Here is a 19,128-nt window from a genome sequence, read left to right as displayed (position 1 = left end):
GAATCAGTGATGCCGGGGGTGTCGTCCGTCGACGTTCAGGACGCCCCGGCCCGGGGGGACTTGACGGTTCAGGACGCCTCGGTGGCCTTCTCCGTCTCCGCCGCGAGCTTCGCGAGCAGCTCGTCGTGGATACGGGCGAGGCCCTTGGGCGCGAACGTCCTCTCGAAGAAGCCGCCGATACCGCCGGCGCCGTCCCAGACGGTGGTGACGACGGTCTTCGAACGGCCTTCGCCCGCCGGGGTGACGACCCAGGTGGTCACCATGGAGGAGTTGCGGTCCTTCTCCACGAGCTGGCCGTCCGTGGGCTCGGTGACTTCGATGAGGCAGTCACGGACGCGCTTCTTGGTCGCCTGGAGCTTCCAGCGGACGAGGGTTCCCTCGCCGTCGCCGCCCTCGCGGACCTCGTACTCGCTGAAGTGCGCGGGCAGCACCTTCGGGCGGACGTCCTGGTAGTCCGCCAGCGCGTCGAACACCGTCTCCGCGTCCGCCGCGATGATCCGCTCCGTCGTGGCTTCGACCTGCGCCATGGCTTCCTCCAGCATTCGGTTCTCCGGGCGGCCAGCCAACCATCTCCGCGAGGCGCGCCCAAATCCGGGGTTGCATCGATCATGGGAACACATGTTCTATTCTGTGGTCAGTACAACTGAGGAGGCGCAAATGCGCTGGGACAATCTGGCCGAGAACCCCACGTCGGCCCGCGACGCCGCGCTCTTCGGTACGGACGCGGTGACCACCAGGACCTTCGACACCCCCGAATTCCGCGGCATCACGTTCCACGAGATCCGCGCCCGTTCGATCGTTAACCGGGTGCCGGGCGCGTCGCGCATGCCGTTCGAGTGGACGGTCAATCCGTACCGGGGGTGCTCACACGCCTGCGTGTACTGCTTCGCCCGCAAGACCCACAGCTATCTGGACCTCGACACCGGCCTCGGCTTCGACTCGCAGATCGTCGTCAAGATCAACGCGCCGGCGCTGCTGCGCAGGCAGCTCGCCTCCCGCCAGTGGCAGGGCGCGCACATCGCGATGGGGACGAACGTCGACTGTTACCAGCGGGCGGAGGGCCGTTACCGGCTGATGCCGGGCATCATCTCGGCGCTGCGCGACCGCGCGAACCCCTTCTCCATCCTGACGAAGGGCACGCTGATCCTGCGTGATCTGGAGCTGCTGCGAGAGGCGGCGCAGGTCACGGACGTCGGCGTGTCCGTCTCCGTCGGCTTCACCGACCAGGAGCTGTGGCGCACGGTCGAGCCGGGCACACCCTCACCGCAGCGCCGTCTCGACGCCGTCCGCGCCCTGACGGACAGCGGCATAGGCTGCGGGGTCCTGATGGCCCCCGTCATCCCCTTCCTCGGCGACAGCGCGGACCAACTGCGGGCCACGGTGCGGGCGATAGCCGCGTCCGGGGCGACGTCGGTGACCCCGCTGGTACTGCATCTGCGGCCGGGGGCGCGCGAGTGGTTCATGCGGTGGCTGCGGGAGCACCACGCGCATCTGGTGCCGCGCTACGAGCGGCTGTACGCGGAGGGGGCGTACGCGCCGAAGTGGTACCAGCGCCGCATCACGCGCCAGGTCCACGAACTGGCGGACGAGTTCGGGATCGGCCCGGCGGGGCGGGCGGCGCGACGGCGCGTGCCGGTCCCGGAGACGCCCGCCCCGGAGGCGGGGCCGACGCAGCTGACGCTGTTGTAGTTCCTGGTGCGATCATCCGGGGATGACAGTGATCGAGGCCGTTCAGGGCGACTGACGGCGGCGGTCGCGACGGAGTAGCCGGCCGGGCCCGGTTCGCCCGGCCTGCGGCCCGCGCGTGTCCTCAATCGCCGGACGGGCTTCAAGTTGCCGCCCCGGCCGACGCTTCCGTCCCGCCGGCGGGCCCTTCCAAGCCCGTCCGGCCGACGCTTCAAGCCCGTCCGGCGATTGAGGACAACACCCCGTCGCGGCGGCCCCTTCCAGCCCGGTCGGCGGATTTTTCAAGCCCGTCCGGCGATTGAGGACACACCCCGTCGCGGGGGGGACCCGCATCCGTGGGCCCGCCCGCCGCTTCCGGGAAAAGGCCGGATTCGGATCCGGCACCGAGCGGGCCACCGCGGCGTATCAGCCCAGGCGCCTGAGCGCCTCCGACGCGGCGGCCGACAACCGGGGGTGTGCGCGGGCGCTGCGGAGCAGGGGGAGCGCGCGGCGGTCGCCCAGGCGCCCGAGGCCCTCCACGCACGCGAGCGCCACCCGCCAGTGGGGCTCGTCCGGCGCGAGCAGCCGCTCCAGGGTGGCGATCAGGGCGGGTACGGACTCCGGCGCCCGCAACTCGGCCAGCAGCCGTACCGGGTGGAGCGCGTACGCGGTGCGCAGCACGTTGGTGGCGAGCGCGGCGGCGGCGCGCGGTGTACGGGGGTCGCCGAGTACGGCCAGCGCGCGGGAGGCGGACAGGCAGCGCTGGGCGTCGCGGTGGTTCAGGAGCAGCACCAGCGTCTCGAACGCCCGCCGGTCGCCCGCGCAGCCGAGCCGGAAGGCGGCGATCTCCCGCGCCCACAGGGGGTGTTGGGGAGCGACGAGCACGTCCGCCAGTTCCTCGTGGTCCTCGGTGGCCATCAGTCGCCGGTACGTGGCCGAGTTGCCGGACTCGTCCCGTACCCGGTCGGCGAGTACGCGCGATTCCTCGTCGCTGACGGCCCGTTCCGCACGGGCGGTGACCGGGGCACGGGGCCCGATCACCCCCACCGCCTCGGTCGCTCCCGCCCTCGCCGCATCCGAGGGCCCTGCCTGCCGTTCCAGCTCGCTCATGCCGGGCAGGGTATCCGCGCTCCGTGTCCGACAGGATGCACTGCGTGACCACCCGGTGCCCGAACGGCCGGTTTACGCCGGTGACGCACCGCACATCTCCCCAGGGCTGGCGCGCTCGTTACCCGCCGGTTAATCTCAAGTGAGCGGGAAACCCCCGCGGCTCCCGGTGGCCTGGTGACGCAGCCACCGTGAGTGCCCGTCGGTTCGGCACACGCACGGCGCGACTCCGGGACAGGGTCCGCCGACCTCTCACTCCTACATCCACAGCGCCCGCGCGGCGCGCCCCACTCAAGCAGTGCGGCGGACCCCGCGCGCGGCAGCGGCAACGGCAGCGCGCCCGTCCCCCTCTTCAGTCGTCACTCATCCCCTGGAGTCCCGTGATGGACATCCCTCTCTCCACCATCGCCGTCGTCGGCCTCGGCACGATGGGGACCGGTATCTCCGAGGTCCTCGCCCGCGCCGGCCGCGAGGTCATCGGCATCGACATCGACGAGATCGCCACCGCCCACGCGGTCGCCGCGCTCGAAGCGTCCACGGCCCGTGCCGTGGAGCGCGGGCGGGTCACCGAGGAGGAGCGGCGCGGGATGCTCGCCAGGTTCCGTACGTTCACCGACCTCCAGGCCGCCGCGGACGCCGATCTCGTCATCGAGGTCGTCCCCGAGTCGTACGAGATCAAGCAGCAGGTCTTCCGCGCGCTGGACGGGATCGTCGGCCCCGGCACGATCCTGGCGACCGGCACCAACGCGCTGTCGGTCACCCGGCTCGCCGCCGAATCCGCGCACCCGGAGCGCGTGCTCGGCATGCACTTCTTCAATCCGGCCCCCGCGATGAAGCTGGTCGAGGTCGTGTCGTCGGTGCTGACCGCGCCGGCGGCCGTCACCGCCGTCACCGCGCTGGCTCGTGAGCTGGGCAAGGAGCCCGTCGCGGTGGGCGACCGGCCCGGTTTCGTCGCCGACGGGCTGCTCTTCGGCTATCTGAACCAGGCCGCCGCGATGTACGAGGCGAAGTACGCCTCGCGCGAGGACATCGACGCCGCGATGCGGCTCGGCTGCGGCCTGCCGATGGGCCCGCTCGCGCTGCTGGACCTGATCGGCGTCGACACCGCCCGTACGGTCCTGGAGGCCATGTACGCGGCGTCCCGCGACCGGCTGCACGCTCCGGCGCCGATCCTGCGGCAGCTCAGCGAGGCGGGGCTCACCGGCCGTAAGTCGGGGCGCGGCTTCTACACGTACGAGGAGCCGGGCAGCGGCACGGTGGTGCGCGACGCGCTGACCCCGCTGGACGTGGGGGGCGGCGGCGGGAGCGGGCGGCCGGCGGTCCGGTCGGTCGGTGTCGCGGGCTCGGGAACGATGGCGAGCGGGATCGCCGAGGTCTTCGCCAAGGCGGGTTACGTCGTGGTGCTCGCCGCCCGCAGCCAGGAGAAGGCGGACGCGGCCAAGGCGCGGATCGCCAAGTCCCTGGGCCGCTCCGTCGACAAGGGGCGGCTGACCGGGGAGGCGCGCGACGACGCCCTGGCGCGGATCACACCGGCCGGTTCGCTCGACGCGTTCGACGACGTCGATCTCGCGGTCGAGGCGGTGGCCGAGGACCTGGAGGTCAAGCGGCAGTTGTTCGCGGCACTCGACAAGGTCTGCAAGCCGGGCGCCGTACTGGCCACCACGACGTCGTCGCTGCCTGTCGTCGCGTGCGCCCGCGCCACGACACGTCCGCGCGACGTGATCGGCATGCACTTCTTCAACCCGGCCCCCGCGATGAAGCTGGTCGAGGTGGTCCGTACCGTCCTCACGTCCGACGAGGCGCACGCCACGGTCCGCGAGGTGTGCGCGACGATCCGCAAGCACCCGGTGGACTGCGGTGACCGGGCCGGTTTCATCGTGAACGCGCTGCTGTTCCCGTATCTGAACAACGCGGTGAAGATGGTTCAGGAGCACTACGCCACGCTGGACGACATCGACGCCGCGATGAAGCTGGGCGGCGGCTATCCGATGGGGCCGTTCGAGCTACTGGACGTGGTCGGTCTCGATGTCTCGCTGGCCATCGAGAAGGTGCTGCACCGGGAGTTCCGCGACCCCGGGCTGGCGCCGGCGCCATTGCTCGAACACCTGGTGGCCGCGGGTTGCCTGGGCCGCAAGACGGGACGCGGCTTCCGCGAGTACGCGGCGCGGAAGTAGGGCGAGCGACCCGTGGACCGCACCCTGTCCTCGTTCGCCTCACGGGTTGAACTCCAGCCCGTGAGGCGATCGAGGACACAGCACGCGGCCCGTCCGGCGATCGAGGACGAACCGGACGTCGGACGGGCCCCCGGCACGGCCCCCACGGGCGCGCCCTCCTGCGCGGATGCAGTACGTTCGGGTCATGGCTCAGCCCGCTGACTCCGCCCGACGGCCCGCCCGTACGCACACCGCTGCCGACGCGCCGGAGAGCGCGGCGGGCGGCCGCGCGGCGGCGCAGCGGCTGAAGATGCGCCGGGAGTTGTCGGCGGCGGCGATGGAGCTGTTCTCCACCAAGGGGTACGAGGCGACGACCGTCGACGAGATCGCCGCGGCGGCCGGGGTCGCGCGCCGGACGTTCTTCAGGCACTTCCGTTCCAAGGAAGAGGCGATCTTCCCGGACCACGACGACACCCTCGTCCGCGCGGAAGCGGTCCTGAACGCGGCGCCGGCGCACGAGCACCCCCTCGACACCGTGTGCCGGGGCATCAAGGAAGTCATGCGGATGTACGCGGCTTCGCCGACGCTCTCCGTGGCGCGCTACCAGCTCACCCGTGAGGTGCCCACGCTGCGCGAGGCCGAGATCGCCTCGGTGGCGCGCTACGAGCGGCTGTTCACCCGCTATCTGCTGGGCCACTTCGACGAGCACGAGCACCCCGACGGCAACGACGACCCGCTGCTGGCCGAGGTGGCCGCGTCCGCCGTCGTCACCGCGCACAACCATGTGCTGCGCCGCTGGCTGCGGGCCGACGGCCAGGGCGATGTGGAGACCCAGCTCGACCACGCCTTCGCGATCGTCCGTGACACCTTCGGCTCGGGCATCGGCGCGGGCCGGACCATGGGGGGCGGCGCGAGTCCCGCCGCCACGGTGAGCACGAGCGGCGAGGTCCTGGTGGCGGTGGCCCGTACCGACGCGCCGCTGGACGAGGTCATGCGCACGATCAAGCAGGCACTGGGAAACCGCTGACCCCACCACCCGCCGCGACTTCCGTGATAGGCAGTCAGTTCGATGCCGGAGCCGAGGGAGGGGGCGGACGCTGGTGTCCGGGGAGCCGGTGTTCAGCAACGAGTTCAGCGGCGGCACGGCGGAGACCGTCCTCCAGGTGGGCCACGCCGACCTGGTGAACGTGTACGGGGCGAACGCCGCCGCCCCGCCCCGGCGGGCGCTCGCGGGGCTCCCTGCCCGGCCGGGCCCCCTGGTGGGCCGCGAGGCACCGACCCGGTCGCTGCTCGGCCTCCTCGGCCCCGACCGCCCCGACCCCTCCTCCACCGGTCCGCGCGGTGTCGTGGTCACGGGCCAGGGCGGGGTGGGCAAGACGTCGCTCGCGCTGGACGCCGCCCATCAGGCCCTGGAGCGGGGCTGGTTCCCGGGCGGAGTGCTGTACGCGGACGCGGGCACCCTGCCGCCGGGCCGCCCGCCGGGGCCCGAGGAGCTGCTCAGCGCCTTTCTGCGCATGCTGGGGGTCCCCGGCGGCGAACTCCCGCCGCACCGTATCGGTCTCGAAGCAATGTTCCGGTCCCAGCTGAAGACGCACGGCGACCAGTACGGAGCGGTACTGGTCCTGCTCGACAACGCCGCGGACGAGACCCAGTTCACGCCGCTGCTGCCGGCCGACCCGCGGCACCGACTGCTGGTCACATCGCGCACCCGGCCGGGGACCCGGGACATGGCCGTACTTCCGCTGCACGTCCTGACCGCGCGGGACTCGCGGGCCCTGCTGAGCGCGGCCCACGACCCCGGCGAGAACGAGGAACTGGACGAACTCGCCGCACTGTGCGGCCATCTGCCCCTCGCGCTCGGCGTCGTACGGGCGCGCCTGGACCGGGAGGAGCACGATGCCGCCCCCCTGCTGAGCGCGCTGCGTCCGCAACGCGATCGGCTCGGCGAACTGGGGCTGGACGCCACCTTCGATCTCAGCTACCGCAAGTTCGACGAGCCGACGGCCCGGCTCCTGCGGATGCTCGGGCTGCACCCAGGCCCGCTCCTCGACGCCGCGTCGGCGTCCGCGCTGAGCGGGCTGTCCCCGGCCCGGACGCGGCGGGCGCTGGACCGGCTGCGCGACGCCCATCTGCTGCTGCCGGGCGACGCGTCAGGGCAGTACCGCTTTCATGACCTGACCAGGCTGTACGCGCAGGCCCGTCTCGCGGACGAGTCGGACGGGGCCCGTTCCGAGGCGCTGGGCCGGCTGCTGGACCACTACGCCGACGAGGCGGGCGCGGCGGACCCCGGCCCCTGGTTCGAACACCACGCCGCGGCGGCGGCCAAGGCGGTGGGTATGGCCGTCGCGGCGGACGCCCACGAGCGGGTGGCGGCGATCGGGGACCCGCTGCTGGAGTTCCTGACGAAGCGCGCGCAGCTGGTGGAGTCGTTGCATCTGCTGACGGATCTGGTGGACTCCGCCCAACGGGAGAGGAAGTTCGCGCGCCAGATCGAGCTGCTGGGCAAGATGGCGTCGCGCTACGGCGATCTCTCCTGCTGGGAGCATCAGATGACGTGTTTCGAGGCCGCCAACCTGGTGAATGTCCGCCATCCGGTCCGGGTGCGGGACCGGCACGACGTCAACGCCGACGTGGCCGCGATGAACGGCGACCTCACCGCCGCGATCAGGCGGCGGCGGAAGGCGGTCTCCCATTGGCGGTGGGACGGGGACACCGGGCGGGAGGTGGACTCCCGTATCGCGCTGGGCGACCACCTCACCGAGGCCCATGACCCCGACCGGGCCCGGCGCGCCTACCGGGACGCCGCGGATCTCGCCGAGTCGGCCACCGACCCGGTCCGGGCGGCGCGGGCCCACCGGCGGCTGGCGAAGGACGCGGGCGATCGCGGGGAGTGGGCCGCGGCCCGGTCGCACGGTGTCACGGCGCAGGAGTTCGCCGTGCGCTCCGGAGATGTGCGGGCCACGGTGACGGCGGTCCGGGCCCGCGCGGATACGGAGCTGCTGGCATCCGCGCCCCGTGCCGCGGCGCCCCTGCTGGGTGACGCCCTGGAGCTGGCGCGCGCGCACCAGTTGCGAGGGGAGGAGACCAACTGCCAGCTCGCGCTGGTCAGGCTCCACCTCGCGAGCGGCGAGAGGGCACTGGCCTCGGAACTCCTCGACTTCATACGGCCGCTCATCGAGGCCCGGGAGGCACGGGACGCGCCCCCCGGGGTTCCGCCGCCGCCCCCGCTCCCCTCACAGCCGCTGACCCGCCGCGACCGGGCCAGGACACTGGCCGGGCCGGCGGCGGGTGTTCTGTGGGCCACCGGGTGCCTGGTGGCCGGCGCGGCGGTGGACGGCAGCGGACCGGCGGCACTGTGGGGTGCCCATCTGGGGCTGACGGTTGTCGGGGCCTGGGCGGCCCGGCGTTACTGGCACCACGGAATCGCGCCGGGAAAGCTCAACTCGCTGGCCGTCGCGTCCCAATTGGTCGTCCCCATGCTCGCCATGGGCGTCCTGTGGGCCATCGCGCTCGCCACGTCCCAGCCGGAGGCGACCGCGGTCATGACGGTGACGGCGGCCTGTCTCCTGTTGATTCAGATGGCGCTCATCTGGTCGGGCCCGCGCCCTCTCATGAAGCGCCCGTACAAATGGGTACGGTCCCGGCTCCACACCGCACGCTGAGTCGCCGCTCCTCACCCCACGTGATCCCATGGCGCTCATGCGTGTTGACCGGATGACAACTGAGAAAAATTGTTGGCACGCAGTGCCTTGTCCAATGACACGGCGTGCCATACGTTGTGTATGTCCGGGCAGCCGGCGTACCGAGACCTCTCGTACTCCGGCTGTCCCCGCGAGCCACCCGGCCCGTGTGCCCGGACGCCTGCGTCACAGGCATCCCACGCGCCCACCCGGCGTCGCCGAGCACCACCACGCGCCGAACCGACGGCACACCTCCACCGCACCACGCGCACAGCGCGACCCGTTGTCCCATCCCTCAGGGACCTGTTCAGCGTTCCCGCAACACGCTTCGCCGGAGGCCACATCGTGAAGGACATCCTGGACGCCATCCAGTCGCCGGACAGCACGTCCGCCGACTTCGCCGCGCTGCCCCTGCCCGAGACGTACCGGGCGGTGACCGTGCACAAGGACGAGACCGAGATGTTCGCCGGTCTCGAATCCCGCGAGAAGGACCCGCGCAAGTCGCTCCACGTCGACGACGTGCCGGTGCCCGAACTCGGGCCCGGCGAGGCCCTGGTGGCCGTCATGGCCAGCTCGGTCAACTACAACTCCGTCTGGACCTCCATCTTCGAGCCGATGTCGACCTTCGGCTTCCTGGAGCGCTACGGCAAGCTCAGCGAGCTGTCCCGGCGCCATGACCTGCCGTACCACGTCATCGGCTCCGACCTCGCCGGGGTCGTGCTGCGCACCGGCCCCGGAGTGAACACCTGGCAGCCGGGCGACGAGGTCGTCGCGCACTGTCTCTCCGTCGAGTTGGAGAGTTCGGACGGGCACAACGACACGATGCTCGACCCCGAGCAGCGCATCTGGGGCTTCGAGACCAACTTCGGCGGTCTGGCGGAGATCGCGCTCGTCAAGTCCAACCAGCTGATGCCCAAGGCCAGGCATCTGACCTGGGAGGAGGCGGCGGCCCCCGGTCTGGTCAACTCCACCGCGTACCGCCAGTTGGTGTCGCGCAACGGTGCCGGGATGAAGCAGGGCGACAACGTGCTGATCTGGGGGGCGAGCGGCGGACTCGGCTCGTACGCCACCCAGTTCGCGCTCGCCGGCGGCGCCAACCCCGTCTGTGTGGTCTCCAGCGACCACAAGGCCGAGATCTGCCGGCGCATGGGAGCCGAGGCGATCATCGACCGCACCGCCGAGGACTACCGGTTCTGGGAGGACCCGCACCACCAGAACCCGCGCGAGTGGAAGCGGTTCGGCAAACGCATCCGTGAACTCACCGGCGGCGAGGACGTCGACATCGTCTTCGAGCACCCGGGCCGTGAGACCTTCGGCGCCAGTGTCTACGTCACGCGCAAGGGCGGCACGATCGTCACCTGCGCGTCGACGTCCGGATACACCCACGAGTACGACAACCGCTATCTGTGGATGTCGCTGAAGCGGATCGTGGGCTCGCACTTCGCCAACTATCGCGAGGCGTGGGAGGCCAACCGGCTGGTCGGCAAGGGGAAGATCCACCCGACGCTGTCGAGGGTGTACGCCCTGGAGGAGACCGGCCAGGCCGCGTACGACGTCCACAGCAACCGGCACCAGGGCAAGGTCGGAGTCCTCGCGCTGGCACCCCGCGAGGGGCTGGGGGTAAGCGACCCGGCGACCCGTGCACAGCACATCGACGCCATCAACCGCTTCCGGGACGTGTGACATGCCGGAAGCGGAACGGGCAGCAGGCGGCGGCAGGCACCCGAAGGACCGGCCGTGGCTCATGCGGACGTACGCCGGCCATTCGACCGCCGAGGCGTCCAACGAGCTGTACCGGAACAACCTGGCCAAGGGCCAGACCGGGCTCTCCGTCGCCTTCGACCTGCCGACACAGACGGGTTACGACCCCGACCACGTCCTGGCGCGCGGCGAGGTGGGCCGGGTCGGCGTCCCCGTCTCCCATCTGGGCGACATGCGCCGGCTGTTGAAGGACATCCCGCTCGCCCGGATGAACACCTCGATGACCATCAACGCGACCGCCATGTGGCTGCTGGCGCTCTACCAGGTGGTCGCCGAGGAGCAGGGCGCGGACAGCGACCTGCTCCAGGGGACGACACAGAACGACATCGTGAAGGAGTACCTGTCGCGGGGGACGCACGTCTTCCCGCCGGTGCCCTCGCTGCGGCTGACCACCGACATGATCACGTACACCGTGGCGCACATCCCCCGGTGGAACCCGATCAACATCTGCAGCTATCACCTCCAGGAGGCGGGGGCGACCCCGGTCCAGGAGATCGCGTACGCGATGTCGACGGCGGTCGCCGTGCTGGACGCGGTGCGCGAGAGCGGGCAGGTGCCGGCCGAGCGGTTCGGTGACGTCGTCGCCCGGATCTCGTTCTTCGTGAACGCGGGGGTCCGCTTCGTCGAGGAGATGTGCAAGATGCGGGCCTTCGGCCGCATCTGGGACCGGATCACCCGCGAGCGGTACGGCGTGAGCGACGAGAAGCAGCGACGCTTCCGATACGGCGTCCAGGTCAACTCCCTGGGGCTGACGGAGGCGCAGCCGGAGAACAACATCCAGCGCATCGTGCTGGAGATGCTGGGCGTCACGCTCTCCAAGGACGCCCGCGCCCGCGCCGTGCAACTCCCGGCCTGGAACGAGGCGTTGGGACTCCCCCGGCCCTGGGACCAGCAGTGGTCTCTGCGCATACAGCAGGTACTCGCCCTGGAGAGCGATCTTTTGGAGTACGAGGACATCTTCGCCGGGTCGCACGTCGTGGAGGCGAAGGTCGCGTTGCTCGTCGAGGACTCGCTGGCGGAGATGGCGCGCATCGAGGAGATGGGCGGCGTGATGGCGGCCGTCGAGTCCGGCTATCTGAAGTCGCGGCTGGTCTCGTCGCACGCCGAGCGCCGGGCCCGTATCGAGTCGGGCGAGGAGAAGATCGTCGGCGTCAACTGCTTCGAGGCGACCGAGCCCAATCCGCTGACCGCCGATCTGGACACCGCGATCATGACGGTCGACCCGGCCAACGAGGCACGGGTGGTGGCCGCGCTGCACGAGTGGCGGGCGGGCCGGGACGACGCGCGGGTGAACGAGTCGCTGGCCGCCCTGAAGCGGACCGCGGCCGGCACCGGCAATCTGATGGCGGCGACCGTGGAGTGCGCGCGGGCCGGTGTGACGACCGGTGAGTGGTCCTGGGCGCTGCGGGAGGTCTTCGGCGAGTTCCGGGCACCGACCGGGGTGGGCGGGGCGCCGGTCGCGGTCGCCGCGGAGGCGGGGACGCCGCTCGCCGCCGTACGGGAGAAGGTGTCCCGCACGGCCGCCGAACTGGGCTCGGGGCGGCTGCGGCTGCTGGTGGGCAAGCCGGGTCTGGACGGGCACTCCAACGGGGCCGAGCAGATCGCCGTACGCGCGCGGGACGCCGGGTTCGAGGTGGTCTACCAGGGCATCAGGCTGACGCCCGAACAGATCGTGAGCGCCGCCGTCGCCGAGGACGTGCACTGCGTGGGCCTGTCGATCCTCTCCGGTTCGCACGCCGCGCTGGTCCCGGACGTGCTCGGCAGGCTGCGGGAGGAGGGGGCCGGGGACATCCCGGTCGTCGTCGGCGGGATCATCCCGGGCGCCGACGCCCAGGCGCTGCGGGCCGCCGGAGTGGCCGCCGTCTTCACCCCGAAGGACTTCGGGATCACCGAGATCATCGGCCGTATCGTCGACGAGATCCGTCACGCGAACAAGCTCGAACCCCTGGAGGTCTCCGCATGACCACGTCGCCCAAGTCAGCCGCGTCGGACACGCCCGCCGACCGGCTCCGTCCCCGGCGCTCCTGCCTGGCCGTGCCCGGATCAAACCCGCGCTTCCTGGAGAAGGCGCAGGGGCTGGCGGCGGACCAGGTCTTCCTCGACCTGGAGGACGCGTGCGCGCCGCTCGCCAAGGAGGGCGCCCGGCACACCGTGGTGGACGCGCTCAACAAGGGTGACTGGACGGGCAAGACCAGGGTCGTGAGGGTCAACGACTGGACGACGCACTGGACGTACCGCGACGTGATCACGGTCGTGGAGGGCGCGGGCCACAATCTGGACTGCCTCATGCTGCCCAAGGTCCAGGACGCGCAGCAGGTCGTGACGCTCGATCTGCTGCTCACCCAGATCGAGAAGACGATGGGCTTCGAGGTCGGCAGGATCGGTATCGAGGCGCAGATCGAGAACGCCAGGGGCCTGGTGAACGTGGACGAGATCGCGGCCTCGTCGCCGCGGCTGGAGACCATCGTGTTCGGCCCCGCCGACTTCATGGCGTCGATCAACATGAAGACGCTGGTGGTCGGCCAGCAGCCGCCCGGTTACGGCGCGGACGCCTACCACTACATCCTGATGCGGATCCTGATGGCGGCGCGTACGCACGATCTCCAGGCGATCGACGGGCCGTTCCTCCAGATCCGCGACGTGGACGCGTTCCGCGAGGTCGCGGGCCGCGCCGCGGCGCTGGGCTTCGACGGCAAGTGGGTTCTGCACCCGGGCCAGATCGACGCGGCGAACGAGATCTTCTCGCCGTCCCAGGAGGACTACGACCACGCGGAGCTGATCCTCGACGCGTACGACTACGCGACGTCCGAGGCGGGCGGCAAGAAGGGGTCGGCGATGCTCGGCGACGAGATGATCGACGAGGCGAGCCGCAAGATGGCGCTGGTCGTCTCCGGCAAGGGCCGGGCTGCGGGTCTGCGGCGGACCTCGAAGTTCGAAGCCCCGGAGGCGTGAGAGATGCGATTCGGACGCACCTTTGAGGAGTTCGAGGTCGGGGCCGTCTACAAGCACTGGCCGGGAAAGACCGTCACCGAGTACGACGACCACCTGTTCTGTCTGCTCACCATGAACCACCATCCGCTCCATCTCGACAGCAACTACGCGGAGAAGACCACCGATTTCGGCAGGAACGTGGTGGTGGGCAATTACATCTACTCACTGCTGCTCGGTATGTCGGTGCCCGACGTCTCCGGAAAGGCCATCGCCAATCTGGAGGTCGAGTCGCTGCGGCACATCGCGCCGACCTTTCACGGCGACACGCTTTACGGCGAGACGACCGTCCTGGACAAGACCCCGTCACGGTCCAAGGACGACCGGGGAGTCGTATATGTCGAGACCAGGGGCTACAAGCAGGACGGCACGGTCGTGTGTGTGTTCCGCCGCAAGGTGATGGTGCCGACCGCGACCTACATCGACAAGCGCGGCGGCGAACAGCCCGGCCGCCCCGAGCCGACGACGCAGGAGAGCTGACCCATGAGCCGTCTCGCCCAGACCGCGGACCTGACCGACATTCAGCGGGAGATCCTCTCCACGGTAAGGGACTTCGTCGACAAAGAGATCCTTCCGGTGGCCACCGAACTGGAGCACCGCGACGAGTACCCGACCCGGATCGTCGAAGGACTGAAGGAACTCGGCCTGTTCGGGCTGATGATCCCCGAGGAGTACGGGGGTCTGGGTGAGTCCCTGCTCACGTACGCGCTCTGCGTGGAGGAGATCGCCCGCGGCTGGATGTCCGTCTCGGGCATCGTCAACACGCATTTCATCGTGGCGTACATGATCAAGCAGCACGGGACCGAGGAGCAGAAGGACACCTTCCTGCCGCGAATGGCGGCCGGCGAGGTGCGTGGCGCGTTCTCGATGTCCGAGCCGGGGCTCGGCTCCGACGTGTCGGCGATCACGTCGAAGGGTGTGCGGGACGGCGACGAGTACGTACTGGACGGCCAGAAGATGTGGCTGACGAACGGCGGCACGTCCACGCTCGTCGCCGTTCTGTGCCGCAGTGACGAAGGCCACCCCGAGGGCACGGCCCCCCACAGGTCGATGACCACGTTCCTGGTCGAGAAGGAGTCCGGCTTCGGTGAGGTGCGGCCCGGTCTCACCATCCCCGGCAAGATCGACAAGATGGGCTACAAGGGCGTCGACACCACCGAGTTGATCATGGACGGACTGCGCATTCCGGCCAATAGGGTCCTCGGCGGCACCACCGGACGAGGGTTTTACCAAATGATGGACGGTGTCGAAGTGGGCCGCGTGAACGTCGCCGCGCGTGGCTGCGGCGTCGCACAGCGTGCCTTTGAACTCGGCGTCTCGTACGCCCAGCAGCGCCACACTTTCGGCAAACCGATCGCCCAGCACCAGGCGATCCAGTTCAAGCTGGCGGAAATGGCGACCAAGGTCGAAGCGGCCCATGCCATGATGGTGAATGCGGCGCGCAAAAAGGACTCCGGGGAACGAAACGACCTGGAGGCGGGGATGGCGAAGTACCTCGCCTCCGAATACTGCAAGGAAGTCGTCGAGGACGCCTTCCGCATCCACGGCGGTTACGGCTTCTCCAAGGAGTACGAGATCGAGCGCCTCTACCGCGAGGCGCCGATGCTGCTGATCGGCGAGGGTACCGCCGAGATTCAGAAAATGATCATTGGCCGCCGATTGCTTGAGGAGTACCGATTCCAAGGCTGATCACGGCCTTTGATCCCATTTGACCGCCCACAACATCACACCGCGTCATCGTCTTCCGGCCGTCGACTCGGCTTCTGCATTGCCCAGTTGCACCCGGCAACCGATACCATCGACGGAAAGCCGCCGTCCCCCGTTGCCCGTGCGGCTCCATCCGCTACGAAGGTCATCCATGCCCCACAGCCAAACCTCCGCACCACGCGACCTCATTCCCAAGGGACGCCTCGCGCGCGGAGCATCGCCGTGGCTTCTGCCGACCGTCGCCACCGCAGCACTCAGCCTGGTCCGTGCGCGCCGATCGAGGCGTGCCGCCGCCGTCGCTGTGCCCGCCACCGCTCTCGCGGCAGGCATGCTGTGGTTCTTCCGCGACCCCGAGCGAGAGATCACACAGGGCCGGGTCATCTCACCGGCCGACGGAGTGGTGCAGAGCATCATGCCGTGGAAGGACGGGCGCACCCGCGTCGCGATCTTCATGAGCCCGCTGAACGTGCATGTGAACCGTGCCCCCCTCGCGGGCACGGTGACGTCCGTGGAGCACATCCCCGGCGGCTTCGTTCCCGCTTTCAACAAGGAGAGCGAGAACAACGAGCGCGTCGTCTGGCACTTCGACACCGAGCTCGGTGACATCGAGATGGTGCAGATCGCCGGCGCCGTCGCCCGACGGATCGTGCCGTACGTACCGCAGGGGACCAAACTGGAGCAAGGCGAGCGCATCGGCCTGATCCGTTTCGGCTCGCGCGTCGACATCTACCTTCCGGAAGGTGTCGAGGTAGCCGTCGAGGTCGGCCAGACGACGACCGCAGGGGTGACTCGAATTGACCGTGATTGATCCCGACACACCGGCCGGCTGGGTCGCCGAGGCCGAGGAGGAGGACGAAGCCGAAGACATGCCGCTGTCCATGCGGCTGTCGATAGCCGACACCCTCACTCTCGGCAACGCGACCTGCGGCTTCATGGCTGTCTACTTCACCACCACCGGCATCCTGATCCCGCACCTCACGGGCAGCGAAGAGACCGGCATGGCGCGGCACTCCGCGGCCACCGCCGTGATCCTCATGCTCTGCGCCGCCGTCTTCGACCTCTTCGACGGGCTCGTGGCGCGCAAGCTGCGCAGCTCGCCGATGGGCGCGGAGCTGGACAACCTCTCCGACCTGATCAGCTTCGGTCTGGCGCCCGCGTACTTCGTGCTCGTCTACGGCATGGTCGCCGACGACGCGCATCAGCGGGTGTCGGCGCTGGCCGCGATCGTGGTGCTGCTGGCGGTGGTCCTGCGGCTCGCGAGATTCTCCTGTGTGACGCTGAAGGACGGCATGTTCCAGGGCATGCCGAGCCCCTTCGGCGCGCTGACGGTCGTCTCGATCGTGCTCCTGGAGCTCCCCTTCGTACCCACGCTCCTGGCCATCATCGGCGTCGCGTGGCTGATGGTGAGCCGGGTCGAGTATCCGAAGCCACGAGGTGTCCTCGCGGTGGCGATGCTCAGCTGGATCGTGGCCGCGATGGGGCTCCTGGCGGCCTGGGCGTTCGACGCGCCGGGTGGACAGCTACTGCTCCAGACCGGCTGTGCGCTCCAGGTGGTGACGGGCGCGGTGATCCCGCTCTTCGCCACGGCGCGACGGGTGAACACCTTCCGCGACAACCGCCGCGAGGCGCGGGCCGCGCAGCATCCGTAACGGCGGGCAACGGCATGGGGAGGGGCCCGGACGCTTGAAGCGTCCGGGCCCCTCCCCGTGCCGGTCGACCCGCTACCCGCCGAAGGTGAACGACTCCGCGGGCTCCGCCACCTGCGCCTCCTGGACGACCTTCAGACCGCCGGGCACCTTCGAGTCCGGCTTCATGATCACGGACTGCCGGGTGGAGGGCGCCGCCGGGTCGGAGAAGTCGTGCGTGATCCCGAAACCGGTGGAGAACGCGTCGAGCCCGAGCAGCGCCTTGTCGATGCCCGCCCTGGTGAGGTCCTTGTTCTCGCACGCGGTCTTCAGCAGCTCGCCGTAGAGCGTCGCGGCCGTGTAGCCGGACACGACGCCGTTGTCGAGGCCGTCGTCCGGGTAGGCGGCCGCGTACTCGGTGGCGAGCTTCTTCGGCGCCGCCTCGTCCGAGCCGATGGGCAGGGTGGAGGAGGCGATGTAGTAGTCCTTCATCAGCGCCGGGCCGGCGGCCGTGGCGAGCAGCTGCGGCGCGAACGCCGAGTTGTTGCCGACGACCGGCACATTGAATCCGCCCGCCGCGGCCACACCCACCAGTGAGGCCGCCTGGCGGGGTCCGGCGCTGATCACGATCGCCTTGACACCGGCCTTCTTGAGCGCGGCGACCTGCGCGGACATGTCGTTGTCGGTCGGCTTGATCTTCTGCTCGACGACCGTGAGACCCGCCTGCTCGGCCGCGTACTCGGAGCCGACGAGCGCGTTCTCGCCGTAGTCGCCCTCGAAGTAGACATGACCGATCTTGTCGCCCTTGGTGATGCGCTTCTCGCTGAGGAGGTAGTCGATGGCGTTGATGGTCTCGATGTCGTACGTGGCGCCGACGACCCGTACGTAAGGACTGCCGAGCAGATTGGCCGACCATGCCTGCGGCAGGACCAGGCCCTTGTCCTGGCCGTCGATCCGCTTCTCGACGGCGGCGACGAACGGCGAGCCGATGAACTGCGCGAAGCCGAGCACGTCCGGCTCCAGCTCCGTGTAGGCGGCGACGGCCTTCTGCGGGTCGTAGCCGTGGTCGCGTACGGTCAGCTCGATCGTACGGCCGCAGATACCGCCCGCCTTGTTCGTCTGGTCCGCCCACAGCTGCTGGGCCTGGGTGACGCTCTTGCCGAGCGAGGCGTAGACCCCGGTCATGTCGGTGAGGACACCGAGCGAGATCGTCTTGTCGCTCACGCCCTCCCCGGTCCTCACTCCCCCGGCACCCTTGTCCTTGCCGTCGCCCTCGGTGGCCTTGCCGCTGCACCCGGCGAGCGCGAGTGCCAGCACGACCAGCAGCGCCGCGCCGGCCCTCGGTGCGTTCGTATGACGTGCGCGTCGCTTCATGTCTTCTCCCGTGAGAGCCGTCGAACCGTCGGAACTGACAGGCGGGTGAGTCCGCCGGGCAGGAACAGGACCACCGCGACGATCGCGGCGCCGTACAGATAGCGGGACGCCTCGCCCGGTGTGACGCCGCCCGAGCCCGGGTCGGCGACGAGCGGGAGCGAGTCGCTGTAGTGGGTGAGGAGTTGCGGCAGCAGGGCGACGAAGGCCGCGCCGACGACGGCGCCGGAGACCGTGCCCAGACCGCCGATGACGATCATGGCGAGATATTCGAGGGCGAGGATCATGCCGAAGTAGTCGGGCACGGTCCGCTGGAAGATCAGCGCGATCAGTACGCCGGCGAGCCCCGCGTACATGGAGGACAGGACGAACACGGCGCCCCGGTAGCGGGCGACCGGCACGCCCATCACCCCGGCGGCGATGCGGTGGTCGCGGATCGCGTTCATGGCCCGGCCGGGCCTGCCGCGCAGCACGCCGCGTGCGAAGAGGCCGCCGACCAGGAGGGCGAACAGGCCCGCGTACCAGAGCTTCTCCGACGCCCCGAAGGGGACGGCGGCGATCACGACCTCGGTGTCGTCGAAGGCGAAACCGAAGAGGGAGAGCACGGGGACGTCGCGGCCGTTGAACCCGCCGGTCAGACCTCCCGCGTTGAACAGGACGTGCTGCCCGATGAAGATCAGCGCCAGGGTCGCGATGCCCAGATAGGCGCCGCGCAGCCGGCCGGCGATGGGGCTGAACAGGCCGCCCGCCGCGCCCGCGAGGAGTACGGCGAGCACGGCCGCGAGCCAGGTCGGCAGACCGAGTCCGGTGAGCTGCCGGCCGTTCTCCTCGCCGCTCTCGCCCGCGAGGACGCAGTAGCCGTAGGCGCCGACGGCGAGGAAGAAGGAGTGGCCCATGGAGAGCTGTCCGGTGGCGCCGGTCAGGAGGTTGAGGCCGATGGCGCCGATGGCGGCGGCCATCGCGAAGAGCCCGGCCTGGAGCCAGAAGCGGTCGAGGTAGAAGGGCAGGGCGAGGAGCAGGAGGGAGCCGGCGAGCCAGGCGTAGGCGCGGGGGTGGCGCAGGAGGGCGCGA

15 protein-coding genes are annotated in these 19,128 nt (G+C 70.2%); 11 read left to right on the top strand and 4 right to left on the bottom strand.

The features are described from left to right. Positions 1 to 68 precede the first annotated feature (68 nt). Complete coding sequence (locus tag SSPS47_RS29235; RefSeq protein ID WP_164255141.1) at positions 69 to 527, bottom strand: SRPBCC family protein; 459 nt, start codon at positions 525 to 527, stop codon at positions 69 to 71. 130 nt (positions 528 to 657) lie between these two features. Here SSPS47_RS29235 and SSPS47_RS29230 point away from each other — a divergent pair, with 130 nt between their 5' ends. Next, complete coding sequence (locus SSPS47_RS29230; protein WP_164253560.1) at positions 658 to 1,689, top strand: Rv2578c family radical SAM protein; 1,032 nt, start codon at positions 658 to 660, stop codon at positions 1,687 to 1,689. A gap of 402 nt (positions 1,690 to 2,091) precedes the next feature. Here the strand turns inward: SSPS47_RS29230 and SSPS47_RS29225 are convergent, their stop codons facing one another. Further along, the gene (locus tag SSPS47_RS29225; RefSeq protein ID WP_239065103.1) at positions 2,092 to 2,775 is read right to left on the bottom strand and encodes an adenylosuccinate lyase; all 684 of its coding nucleotides are present in this window, start codon (positions 2,773 to 2,775) and stop codon (positions 2,092 to 2,094) included. Between the two features lie 380 nt (positions 2,776 to 3,155). Here SSPS47_RS29225 and SSPS47_RS29220 point away from each other — a divergent pair, with 380 nt between their 5' ends. The 10 genes from SSPS47_RS29220 to pssA all read left to right on the top strand — a co-directional run bounded on the left by SSPS47_RS29220 (position 3,156) and on the right by pssA (position 16,710). Then, the gene (locus tag SSPS47_RS29220; protein ID WP_164253559.1) at positions 3,156 to 4,946 is read left to right on the top strand and encodes a 3-hydroxyacyl-CoA dehydrogenase; all 1,791 of its coding nucleotides are present in this window, start codon (positions 3,156 to 3,158) and stop codon (positions 4,944 to 4,946) included. 166 nt (positions 4,947 to 5,112) lie between these two features. After that, a complete protein-coding gene (locus SSPS47_RS29215; RefSeq protein ID WP_164253558.1) occupies positions 5,113 to 5,952 on the top strand; it encodes a TetR family transcriptional regulator in 840 nt (279 codons plus the stop codon). A gap of 73 nt (positions 5,953 to 6,025) precedes the next feature. Further along, the gene (locus SSPS47_RS29210; protein WP_164253557.1) at positions 6,026 to 8,587 is read left to right on the top strand and encodes a hypothetical protein; all 2,562 of its coding nucleotides are present in this window, start codon (positions 6,026 to 6,028) and stop codon (positions 8,585 to 8,587) included. A gap of 363 nt (positions 8,588 to 8,950) precedes the next feature. Beyond that, positions 8,951 to 10,288 (top strand): crotonyl-CoA carboxylase/reductase, encoded by a 1,338-nt coding sequence (gene ccrA, locus SSPS47_RS29205; protein WP_164253556.1) that lies wholly within the window; start codon positions 8,951 to 8,953, stop codon positions 10,286 to 10,288. Position 10,289: 1 nt separating this feature from the next. After that, positions 10,290 to 12,329, top strand: a complete 2,040-nt coding sequence (locus tag SSPS47_RS29200; protein ID WP_164253555.1) for a protein meaA — start codon at positions 10,290 to 10,292, stop codon at positions 12,327 to 12,329. After that, complete coding sequence (locus SSPS47_RS29195) at positions 12,326 to 13,318, top strand: CoA ester lyase (RefSeq protein WP_164253554.1); 993 nt, start codon at positions 12,326 to 12,328, stop codon at positions 13,316 to 13,318. The genes SSPS47_RS29200 and SSPS47_RS29195 overlap by 4 nt, the downstream gene beginning before the upstream one ends. A gap of 3 nt (positions 13,319 to 13,321) precedes the next feature. Then, on the top strand, positions 13,322 to 13,834 hold the full coding sequence (locus tag SSPS47_RS29190) for a MaoC family dehydratase (protein WP_147876457.1): 513 nt from the start codon (positions 13,322 to 13,324) through the stop codon (positions 13,832 to 13,834). 3 nt (positions 13,835 to 13,837) lie between these two features. After that, the gene (locus SSPS47_RS29185; RefSeq protein WP_164253553.1) at positions 13,838 to 15,043 is read left to right on the top strand and encodes an acyl-CoA dehydrogenase family protein; all 1,206 of its coding nucleotides are present in this window, start codon (positions 13,838 to 13,840) and stop codon (positions 15,041 to 15,043) included. A gap of 169 nt (positions 15,044 to 15,212) precedes the next feature. Continuing rightward, positions 15,213 to 15,869: a phosphatidylserine decarboxylase gene (locus SSPS47_RS29180; protein WP_164253552.1), complete on the top strand. Its 657-nt coding sequence runs from the start codon at positions 15,213 to 15,215 to the stop codon at positions 15,867 to 15,869. Then, positions 15,856 to 16,710, top strand: a complete 855-nt coding sequence (gene pssA, locus SSPS47_RS29175) for a CDP-diacylglycerol--serine O-phosphatidyltransferase (protein ID WP_187280227.1) — start codon at positions 15,856 to 15,858, stop codon at positions 16,708 to 16,710. Before SSPS47_RS29180 ends, pssA begins: the two co-directional genes overlap by 14 nt. Positions 16,711 to 16,782: 72 nt before the next feature. Here pssA and SSPS47_RS29170 read toward each other — a convergent pair whose 3' ends face one another. Beyond that, the gene (locus SSPS47_RS29170; RefSeq protein WP_164253551.1) at positions 16,783 to 18,060 is read right to left on the bottom strand and encodes an ABC transporter substrate-binding protein; all 1,278 of its coding nucleotides are present in this window, start codon (positions 18,058 to 18,060) and stop codon (positions 16,783 to 16,785) included. Further along, the gene (locus tag SSPS47_RS29165) at positions 18,057 to 19,118 is read right to left on the bottom strand and encodes a branched-chain amino acid ABC transporter permease (RefSeq protein WP_239065348.1); all 1,062 of its coding nucleotides are present in this window, start codon (positions 19,116 to 19,118) and stop codon (positions 18,057 to 18,059) included. The genes SSPS47_RS29170 and SSPS47_RS29165 overlap by 4 nt, the downstream gene beginning before the upstream one ends. Positions 19,119 to 19,128: the final 10 nt, after the last annotated feature.

The sequence above is a fragment of the Streptomyces sp. S4.7 genome (assembly GCF_010384365.1).
Taxonomy (GTDB): Bacteria; Actinomycetota; Actinomycetes; order Streptomycetales; family Streptomycetaceae; genus Streptomyces.
Note: the sequence above shows the minus strand (reverse complement) of the source record. Positions and strands in the feature narration are given on the sequence as shown.